The 9576-nt window shown below is 66.5% G+C and carries 9 protein-coding genes; 6 read left to right on the forward strand and 3 right to left on the reverse strand.

From position 1 onward, the window contains the following. Positions 1 to 100: 100 nt before the first annotated feature. Positions 101 to 472, forward strand: a complete 372-nt coding sequence (locus tag GI374_RS19575) for a hypothetical protein (RefSeq protein ID WP_229583580.1) — start codon at positions 101 to 103, stop codon at positions 470 to 472. Between the two features lie 227 nt (positions 473 to 699). Next, a complete protein-coding gene (locus tag GI374_RS19580) occupies positions 700 to 1452 on the forward strand; it encodes a molybdopterin dinucleotide binding domain-containing protein (protein WP_229583581.1) in 753 nt (250 codons plus the stop codon). Positions 1453 to 1458: 6 nt separating this feature from the next. On the opposite strand, the gene arsH is transcribed toward GI374_RS19580, so the two are convergent. The 3 genes from arsH to GI374_RS18445 all read right to left on the reverse strand — a co-directional run bounded on the left by arsH (position 1459) and on the right by GI374_RS18445 (position 3716). Next, a complete protein-coding gene (gene arsH, locus GI374_RS18435) occupies positions 1459 to 2136 on the reverse strand; it encodes an arsenical resistance protein ArsH (RefSeq protein ID WP_195759991.1) in 678 nt (225 codons plus the stop codon). A gap of 68 nt (positions 2137 to 2204) precedes the next feature. Beyond that, on the reverse strand, positions 2205 to 3302 hold the full coding sequence (arsB, locus tag GI374_RS18440; RefSeq protein ID WP_154338463.1) for an ACR3 family arsenite efflux transporter: 1098 nt from the start codon (positions 3300 to 3302) through the stop codon (positions 2205 to 2207). Between the two features lie 81 nt (positions 3303 to 3383). Continuing rightward, positions 3384 to 3716, reverse strand: coding sequence for a helix-turn-helix transcriptional regulator (locus tag GI374_RS18445; RefSeq protein WP_154338464.1), 333 nt, complete (start codon positions 3714 to 3716; stop codon positions 3384 to 3386). Between the two features lie 62 nt (positions 3717 to 3778). Here GI374_RS18445 and GI374_RS18450 point away from each other — a divergent pair, with 62 nt between their 5' ends. The 4 genes from GI374_RS18450 (at position 3779) to GI374_RS18465 (ending at position 8972) form a co-directional block, all read left to right on the forward strand. After that, positions 3779 to 4666, forward strand: a complete 888-nt coding sequence (locus GI374_RS18450; protein ID WP_370515477.1) for an ArsR family transcriptional regulator — start codon at positions 3779 to 3781, stop codon at positions 4664 to 4666. After that, positions 4663 to 5664, forward strand: a complete 1002-nt coding sequence (locus GI374_RS18455; RefSeq protein WP_370515478.1) for an ArsJ-associated glyceraldehyde-3-phosphate dehydrogenase — start codon at positions 4663 to 4665, stop codon at positions 5662 to 5664. The genes GI374_RS18450 and GI374_RS18455 overlap by 4 nt, the downstream gene beginning before the upstream one ends. Further along, positions 5661 to 6920 carry an organoarsenical effux MFS transporter ArsJ gene (arsJ, locus tag GI374_RS18460; protein WP_370515479.1) on the forward strand — a complete coding sequence of 420 codons (1260 nt, stop codon included), beginning with the start codon at positions 5661 to 5663 and terminating at the stop codon, positions 6918 to 6920. The genes GI374_RS18455 and arsJ overlap by 4 nt, the downstream gene beginning before the upstream one ends. 339 nt (positions 6921 to 7259) lie before the next feature. Then, the gene (locus GI374_RS18465) at positions 7260 to 8972 is read left to right on the forward strand and encodes an amidohydrolase (RefSeq protein ID WP_195759990.1); all 1713 of its coding nucleotides are present in this window, start codon (positions 7260 to 7262) and stop codon (positions 8970 to 8972) included. The last annotated feature ends 604 nt before the right edge of the window (positions 8973 to 9576 follow it).

The raw sequence follows: 9576 nt of genomic DNA on the forward strand, positions 1-9576 counted from the left end.
TGTCATCTTCCACTCCATCGATGTCATTCACCCGCCCGGGGCGTTGCGCCTCTGGACGTGCGGCCGGGCATCCCTAGTCGGCGAAGGTGACGGTTCTGTGATGACTTGCAGCAGTGATGACGTCACGGGCCGGCTGCCGGACGGGCGCCGCCGGGTGCGGATCGGCGGGCGGGAAGTTGCGGTCCCGGGTCGGGTCGAGTCGCGGCCCGCATGGCTCTGCCTCCACGCCCGCGACCTGGTCCCGCAGCCCGGCGGTTTTCCTTCCCGCGTCAGCGCCGCGCGCTACGAGGACGGCTACCACGTCGCCGACATCCTGCTCGACGACCTGCCCGAGGCCGGACCGCTGACGCTGCGCCTCGACGCCCGCGCTGCCACCGGCGACGCGATCGAGGTCGGCCTGCGCGGCGGCTGGATGCTGCCGCGCGAGGGCGCCTCGCCGCTCCTCGCCGCGCGAAGGACCGAACTGGCGTGAATCGGCTCCGCGCGCTCGGCGGCTTCGATGCCAAGGGCGCCATTGACGAGGGTGGCCTCTTCGCGGTCAACGTCGACATCATTCACAACGAGATGGGCAAGTAGAGCCATGTAGTGCTGCCAGCCGTGATCTCAGGCGAGATGAACCTGACGTCGATGAACGGCGAGCGGCGCATGCGACTGGTTGAACGTTACATAGATCCGCCCGGCAGTGCCCGACCGGACTGCATGATCGCTGCCGGGATCGCCCAGGCGGTGCGGCAGGCAGTGCTGGACCTCGGCCAGCGGGATCTCGCGGAAAAGTTCACCGGCTACGACTGGCAGGGCGAGGGCGACGCCTTCGAGGACGGCTATCGCAAGCACGCCAATGGCGGCGAGCACGTGACCTATGACCGGCTGCGCGCGATGGGCAACAACGATTTCCAGGAGCCGGCGACCGGGGTCGAGGGCGAGACCATCATCGGCACACCGCGGCTCTACACCGACGGAAAGTTCTCGACCGAGGATGGCAAGGCGCGGTTCATGGCCGGCGAGTGGTGCGGCTATGCGACGCCCGGCAAGCAGGAGGAGAGCGAGAAGTTCGCGTTCCTGATCAACAACGGCCGGACCAACATCAACCGGCAGAACTGGTTCATGGATGAGGGCAACGAGTTCGTCCTCGATCGCTGGCCCTACCCGATCATCGAGATGAACCCGACCGACATGGCCGAGATCGGCGTCAGTCAGGGGGATCTCGTCGAGGTCGTCAACGACAACGGCGCGACCCAGGCGATCGCCTACCCGATGGATACCGCCAAGCCGAAGCAGAGCTTCATGATCTTCGGCAGCCCGCGCGGAACCCAGGGCAACGTGATCTCCTCCGGCACCAACGAGTTGGTGACTCCGGTCTACAAGCAGACCTGGGCCGATATCCGCAAGCTGTCGTCAGCGCCGACGGCGGTCCGGGGCATGTCGTTCAAGAGGCTGGAGGCGCAGCTGTAAGGCTCGTCAGATCCTCGCCTGGTTGACCCGTTTCGAGAGCGCTTCGGCGCTCTCGAGCCTTTCCGAATAGCGGTCGGTCAACGATGGCCGCCCTCGCGTCAGGAGCGTGAAGCGCATCAGCTCCTCCATGACATCGACAATGCGCGCGAGGTAGGGTGAGGGCTTCATTCGCCCCGCAGCATCGAACTCGTCCCACGCCCGCGCGACCGAGGACTGGTTCGGGATGGTGATCATCCGCATCCAGCGACCGAGGATGCGCATCTGGTTGACCGCGTTGAAGCTCTGCGAACCGCCGGACACCTGCATGACGGCCAGCGTCCGTCCCTGAGTGGGCCGGACACCCCCGAGCGACAGCGGCAGCCAGTCGATTTGCGTTTTCATCAATCCCGTCATGGCGCCGTGCCGTTCAGGGCTGGACCAGACCATCCCCTCCGACCAGATCGCCAGGTCGCGGAGTTCGACCACCTTGGGATGGTCCTCGGGGACGGCGTCCACCAGCGGCAGGCCCGTCGGGTCGAAGAACCGGACCTCGGCGCCGAGGTGTCGCAGGATCCGCGCGCCCTCCTCCGCCGCGAGACGCGAGAAGCTCCGCTCACGCAGAGAGCCGGTCAGCACCGCAATGCGGGGCGGATGCCCGGAATCCTGGGCAGAGGTCAACTCTGCCGCCTGAGGACGCGGCACCAGCGAAGCGTCGATGCCCCGGTTCAGCGTCCAGTCGAAGCCATCCTCGCCGACGCGAGGGAACCGGGCGCTCACTGCTTCACCACCTTCCCGCGCACAATGGTCTCGCGCGCGTCGATCGCCGGCTGAGGCCGGAAGCGGTCGCGCGTCCGGTTGGCCAAAGCGACCAGGGACAGCATCACCGGCACCTCGACCAGCACACCCACGACCGTCGCCAGCGCCGCGCCCGAGTTCAGACCGAACAGGCTGATCGCCACGGCCACGGCAAGTTCGAAGAAATTGGAGGTGCCGATCATGGCGCAGGGCGCGGCAATGCGGTGCGGCACCTTCAGCGACCATGCCGCCGCATAGGCGAGGGCGAAGATGCCGTAGGACTGGATGAGGATTGGCAACGCAATCATGACGATAACGGCTGGTCGATCGAGGATCATCCGTCCCTGCAGCGCGAACAGGATGACCACCGTCGCGATCAGGCCGATCATGGACCAGGGCTTCACCCGGGTCGTGAATGCAGCGATGGCCTCGGAACTCCCCAGGCGGCGGCGCGTCAGCCAGCCTGCGATCAGCGGCAGCACGATGAACAGCACGGTCGAGAGGACCAGCACCTCCCACGGCACCGCGATGTCGGTGACTCCCAGAAGCAGGGCCACGATCGGGGCAAAGAGAACGACCATGAGCAGGTCGTTGACCGAGACCTGAACCAGCGTATATGCGGCGTCGCCGCGCACCAGCTGGCTCCAGACGAAGACCATGGCGGTGCATGGCGCAGCCCCCAGCAGGATCAGTCCGGCAATGTATTGCTGCGCGTCGGCCGGCTCGATCCAGGGCGCGAAGATGTGCTCGAAGAACAGCACGGCGAGCGCTGCCATGGTGAACGGCTTGATCGCCCAGTTGATCGCGAGCGTGATCAGCAGGCCGCGCGGCTGGCGCGCGACGCTGCGGACGGAGGCGAAGTCCACGCCCACCATCATCGGATAGACCATCGCCCAGATCAGGACCGCGACCACGAGGTTGATCCCGGCGACCTCCGCCGCGGCAATGGCGCCGACCAGACCGGGCATGGCCACGCCGAGCATGATGCCCCCTGCCATCGCGAGAGCGATCCAGAGGGACAGCCAGCGTTCGAACCCGCCGAGGACAGGGCGGTCGGCGGTCATGGCGTCCGTCATGCCGAACCTAGCTCGGAGGGTGGCAGGTGGCCCGCCGGCGAGGCGCGGCCTGGGTCAGGCTTGGTCATGTGCGTCGTCCTTTCAGCAGGCGCAGGCGATCTGGTCGAGCAGGGGCCGGCACAGTTCGGGCCGGCCTTTGCAGCAGTCCTCGAGAAGAAACGAGATCAGGCCGCGCACTCCTTCCATGTCCACCGCATAGCGGATCGAGCGCCCGTGTCGTTCGCCGCGGATCAGGCCAGCCTGGCTGAGGATGGTGAGATTCGTGGACAAGGTGTTTTGTCGAACGTCGAGCGCAGCGGCGATCTCCCCCGCCGCCATCCCGTCGGGTCCGGTTTGGATGAGCAGGCGCAGGACGGCCAGCCTTGTGGGTTGACCGAGGGCCGCGAAGGCTGCGATGGCTTCCATTTCATCCATGTTTCCCGATTAATCGATGTTGCTCGCTGGTGCAAGACCAGAGCAACCAGCGAGGCGCTGCCTTGATCGTCGTCATGAATCCGTCATGGCGCTCGGATATTCATGATTCCATGAACATCCACTCTGTCATTCGCGGCCTGTCCACTCTTGCCCACCCCGGTCGGATCGAGGCCTTCCGGCTGCTCGTCCGTCACGCGCCACAACCCATGCGGCCGCGGGACATGGCCGCGGTCCTGCGGCTGAAGCCCAATACGCTGTCGAACTACCTCTCGGACCTGGAAGCAGCGGGGCTGGTCCAAGGGCAGCGGGATGGGCGCGCAGTGCTCTACCGCGCCAACACCGACGCCGCCGGCCGACTGATCGACTTCCTCGCGCTCGACTGCTGCCGCGGTCGGGCGTTCTCGTGCACCAGCGGCGAAGGAGCCACTGCCATGACGACCCAGGAACCCTTCAACGTCCTGTTCATCTGCTCGGGCAACTCGGCGCGCTCCATCTTCGCCGAAGCGCTGTTGCGCGACCTCGGAAAGGGCCGGTGCAACGCATATTCGGCAGGCACGAAGCCGCATTCCGAACTGAACCCCTACGCCATCGCGATGCTCGAGCGCGCCGGTCATACGACCGCCGGCATGGAGGCCAAGAACATCTCCGTATTCCAGCGGCCCGACGCTCCGGCCATGGACTTCGTGTTCACCGTCTGCGACCGGGCTGCGGATGAGACGTGCCAGCCTTGGCCCGGCCAGCCGATCACCGCACATTGGGGCGTCGCCGACCCGGTCAAGGCCTCCGGCACCGAGGCGGAGAAGGGCCTCGCCTTCTCCCGCGCCTACAGCGAGCTGCGGCACCGCATCATCGCCTTCGTCGAACTGTCGATCACCGGCCTTCAGCGGCAAGCTCTGCAGCATCGCGTCGATGAAATCGGCGCGGACCAGGGCAAGGCGGCGACCTCGTGAGCCGCATCGCGATCAACGGCCTCGGCCGCATGGGCAAGCTGCTCGTCCGCCGCATGGTCGACGAGGGCATGGCGCAGCAGATCGCCTTGCTGAACGATCCCGTGGGATCGGCCGAGGACCACGCACTGTGGCTCAGCTTCGACAGCGTGCATGGCCGGTGGCGCGACGTGGCCGCCGAAGGCAACGCGCTGAACCTCGATGGGGCACGCGTTCCCTTGTCGCAGGCGAGCCGGATCGAGGACCTTGACCTCTCGGGTGTCGATATCGTCGTGGACTGCACCGGCGTCTTCAAGACCCCGGCGAAGTGCGCGCCCTATTTCGCGGCCGGGGTGCGCAAGGTCATCGTGTCGGCTCCCATCAAGGATGAAGCGGCGCTGAACATCGTCTATGGCGTCAACCACGACCTCTTTGACCCGGCGCAGCATGATCTGATCACCGCCGCGTCCTGCACCACGAACTGCCTCGCCCCGGTGGTCAAGGTGCTGCACGAGCAGATCGGCATCTCGCATGGCTCGATCACGACGATCCATGACGTGACCAACACCCAGACCATCGTCGATCGGCCGGCCAGGGACCTGCGCCGCGCGCGGTCGGCGCTGGCCAACCTGATCCCGACGACGACCGGCTCGGCCACGGCGATCACGCTGATCTATCCGGAGCTGAAGGGCCGGCTCAACGGCCATGCGGTGCGGGTGCCGCTGCTGAATGCCTCGCTGACCGACTGCGTGTTCGAGATGTCGCGGCCGGTTTCGGTCGACGAGGTCAACGGCCTGTTCGCGGCAGCCGCCGAAGGTCTGCTGCGCGGGGTTCTCGGCTATGAGGACCGGCCCCTGGTCTCGACCGACTACCTGAACGATCCGCGGTCGGCGATCGTGGACGGGCTCTCGACGATGGTCGTGAACGGCACGCAGCTGAAGGTCTACGCCTGGTATGACAACGAATGGGGCTATGTCTGCCGCCTGCTCGACGTGACCCGCATGGTTGCGGGGCAGCTGTGACGTCTGGACCCGGCGCCGCGCGGGACCCCGGCCTTGCCGCCTACGTCGCCGTCACCGTCGCCTACTGGGCGTTCATGCTGTCAGACGGCGCCCTTCGGATGCTGGTGCTGCTGCATTTCAACGGCCTCGACTTCTCGCCGATCCAGCTCGCCTGGCTGTTCCTGCTCTACGAGTTCGCCGGGATCGTCACCCATCTCTCGGCGGGCTGGATCGCGGCGCGGTTCGGGTTGACGTCGACGCTCTATGCCGGGCTGGCGCTGCAGATCGCGGCGCTGGTTGCGCTCGCGCAGCTCGATCCCACTTGGGGCGTCGTCGCGTCCGTCGCCTTCGTGATGGCGGTGCAGGGTGTTTCCGGCGTCGCGAAGGACCTGGCCAAGATGTCCTCGAAGAGCGCGGTGAAGCTGCTGGCCCCCAGCGAGGACGGCGGGCTGTTCCGCTGGGTCGCGGTGCTGACCGGATCGAAGAACGCGGTCAAGGGTGCCGGCTTCTTCATCGGGGCCGCCGCGCTCGCGCTGTTCGGCTTCACCCAGGCAGTCTGGGGGATGGCGGTCCTGCTGGCCCTGATCCTGTTCGCCGTCGCGATCTTCATGCCCGCCGGGCTCCCGCGGGGCAGGAAGGAGGCGAAGTTCTCCGAGGTCTGGTCGAAGGACCGGCGCATCAACCGCCTGTCTGCGGCGCGCATGTTCCTGTTCGGCTCGCGGGACGTCTGGTTCGTGGTCGGCATCCCGGTCTATTTCCAGTCCGTGCTCTCCGATGGGACGCCAGACGGGCGGCGCGCTGCCTTCTTCCTGATCGGCGGTTTCATGGCGCTCTGGACGATCGGCTATGGTGCAGTTCAGGCGAACGCACCGCACCTGCTCCGAGCAAGAGGTCAACCTTTGGCTCGGATCACGGAGATGGCCGCGAGCTGGGCGGGTCGGCTCGCCATCATCCCCTTTGCCCTGGCGACGCTGTCCCTCATGGCCGGTGGTCCCTCGCTGTGGCTCACGGTTACCCTCGTGGCGGGGCTGCTGCTCTTCGGCGTCGTCTTCGCCCTCAGTTCCTCCGTCCACTCCTACCTTATCCTGGCCTTCACCAGGGCAGAGCGTGTGACGATGGACGTTGGCTTCTACTATATGGCGAACGCTGCAGGCCGCTTGCTGGGCACCCTACTGTCGGGCGTGAGCTACCAGCTCGGCGGCCTTGCGCTCTGCCTCGCGACCGCCGGGCTTCTGGCCGCGGCGAGTTGGTGGCTCGCACGCGATCTGGAAGGGTGAGCATCGAATGCTGGAGCGGGCGGCGCCCGCTGGGATCCGGACGTCTTGGCCGTGGGGAGCTAGCGGCGCCAGAACGCATCCCCATCGAGGTCAGCGCGTTGTTCTAGGGCTTCCACGTGGAGGCTCAATGCGTGGCGCGATGCCGCCTCCCAGAGCGCCACGGCTGCGCGGGATCTGCGGAAGGTCAGCCATTCCTCATCGAAAGCGGTTGCTGCCACAGCGAGGCAGCATGTTCCCGCGGGACCGGCTGTGAGGTGGAATCCTGCCCATCGTTGACTCGCGGCCCCGTGTCGCGGTCTGCTCTGAGTGTCGTGGGGAACGGCGTCGAGGAGGAAGATGATGACGGACCTGCTTTTGCGTGGAGCGTCGATCAGCGCGATCGCGCTGGCTTGGGGCATGGGGACGCCTGTTCTGGCTCAGGATGCAGCTGCACGAACAGCCGACATCGTCCTGACCGGCGGCAACATCCTTACCGTCGACGACGACTTCTCGAGCGTCAGCGCCGTGGCCATCTCCGACGGAAGATTCGTCGCGGTGGGCTCGGATGAAGAGGTCTCGGCCCTCGTCGGACCGGATACCCGCAACATCGATCTTGGCGGCAGGACGGTCGTCCCGGGACTGATCGACAACCATCTGCACCAGCTTAGTGCCGCGCTGAATGCGCCCCTGGTCTCGTTCCTCGACGCGCGGTCCATCGCCGACGTGCAGGAGGCCGTGGCCGCCCGCGTGGCCGAAACCGCGCCGGGGGAGTGGATCCAGGCATCGAGCGCCTGGCACGAGAGCACGCTGGCCGAGGGGCGCCTTCCCACGCGACACGATCTGGATGCGGTCTCCCCGGACAACCCGGTCTATGTGCCGCGTGGCGGGCATGTCGTGACGGTGAACAGCGCGGCCCTCGCCGCCGCCGGGATCACTAGGGACACGCCGAACCCCGAGGGCGGGATCATCGTCCGCGACGAGCAGGGCGAGCCGACGGGGGTGCTTCTGGAAAGCGCGACATACCTCGTCCGGGAGGTCCTGCCGCCCGGGGCCCCGCCGGAGGATCAGGCCCGCCTGCTGACGGACTTCATGAAGGAGCTGAACGCCTACGGCGTGGTCGGGGTCGTCGAGCCGGGCCTCAGCGCCGAGCAGATCGAGCTTTACGACCAGCTGCGCCAGCAAGGGGAGCTGACGGTCCGCACCAGCCTGCTCTACCGGATCAGGGGCCTCGAGGATGCCCAGACCTTCGTCGACAGCTACGACCGGGATTTCTCTGACGACATGCTGTCGATCGACGGGGTGAAATTCCTGCTCGATGGCGGGGTCGAGGGCGCCTACCTCAACGAGCCCTACGAGATCGTCGAGGGCGAGCAGACCGATCCGGAGTTCCGCGGCGTGCTGCTGCTGCCGCCGGGCGGGCAGGAGGAGCTGGTCGAGGCCTACAAGGTGATCGCCGAGGATGGCTGGCAGGTCCAGACCCATGCCGTCGGCGACGCCACGATCGACGCGGCGCTCGATGCCTACGAGGCGGTGAACGCAACCACGCCGATCAGCGATCTCCGCTGGGCGCTGATGCATGTCTTCCTGCCGTCCGCCGATGCGATGGAGCGGATGAAGGAGATGCAGGTCCTCGCGACGGTGCAGGACCACGCGCTTCTGCTGGGCCACAACCAGCTGCGCTACTGGGGCGAGGAACGCGCGGCCTACGCCATTCCGATCCGATCCCTGCTCGACGCCGGGGTCGAGACGAGCGGCGGCACCGATGCCCCGGTCCTCCCGGCCAGCCCGTTCCTGTCGATTTCGTGGATGACCACGCGGGAGCTGATGAACGGCTCGGTTCTCGGGCCGGAGCAGGCGATCACTCGTGAGGAAGCGCTGCGCCTGTGGACCATCGAGAGCGCCTACCTGGTGGGCACCGAGGAGGACCGCGGCTCGATCGAGGTCGGGAAGCTCGCCGACCTGGCGGTGCTTTCTGGGGATCTGATGTCGGTCTCGGACGAGGAGCTGAAGTCGCTGACCGCAGAGTTGACGATGCTGGGCGGTGAGGTGGTTCACGGTTCGCTGGAGCAGTAGCGGCGCGGAACGGATGCGCCCGCGGGAGGCGCCGCCCGTTTAACGATACGCAGCGACAGCATCGGGCGGCGTCGTTCGTCGATAGGCCGGCTGGGGAGGGCTGCGTGGCGCTTGAGCTGGCAACGACCAGCGTGCGCTCATAGCGACTCTGGAGGGGCCCCTGCAGGCCCATGAGCGTGGTTTCCGTGGGGGCGGCCGCCGGAAAGAGTTGAGTCCCCGGCGCCCGCCCCAGCGGCTCTCTGCGGAATGCGGCAGAAAGACGAATAATGCGTCCAGATTGGGGCATCTCAGACCAGTTCCTACTCGATCATCAATAAAGCCCTGTGAACAGCAGGTCCCTTCGGACAAGATCGGACATCCGAGAGGTGCCAATGTCATATTTTTACGTCGCTCGGTAGACGCCATGAAGCGTCGATGAATCATTACTACGAAAATTGCCCCATTCGACTGTGATCGGAGCCGCGGCGTGGGCATCGGACGCGCTACGATCCGAACAAGGCTTCCCTCTCGGCGTCTGAGCTTGCTCCAATACGGACGTCCTGTTCGCGGGGAGGTTGCGGCGCCAGAAGGCACCTCCATCGGCGCCCGCGCGATCTTCTAGGAC

The sequence above is a fragment of the Paracoccus sp. S-4012 genome, from assembly GCF_009674885.1.
Classification (GTDB): Bacteria; Pseudomonadota; Alphaproteobacteria; order Rhodobacterales; family Rhodobacteraceae; genus Paracoccus.

Excerpts from the sequence above, each read along its gene's own strand:
- GI374_RS19575 (WP_229583580.1), top strand. The coding sequence starts at position 101 with ATGACTTGCAGCAGTGATGACGTCACGGGCCGGCTGCCGGACGGGCGC.
- GI374_RS19580 (WP_229583581.1), top strand. The coding sequence starts at position 700 with ATGATCGCTGCCGGGATCGCCCAGGCGGTGCGGCAGGCAGTGCTGGAC.
- GI374_RS18445 (WP_154338464.1), bottom strand. The coding sequence starts at position 3,716 with ATGGATGAAATGGAAGCCATCGCAGCCTTCGCGGCCCTCGGTCAACCC.
- arsB (WP_154338463.1), bottom strand. The coding sequence starts at position 3,302 with ATGACGGACGCCATGACCGCCGACCGCCCTGTCCTCGGCGGGTTCGAA.
- GI374_RS18465 (WP_195759990.1), top strand. The coding sequence starts at position 7,260 with ATGACGGACCTGCTTTTGCGTGGAGCGTCGATCAGCGCGATCGCGCTG.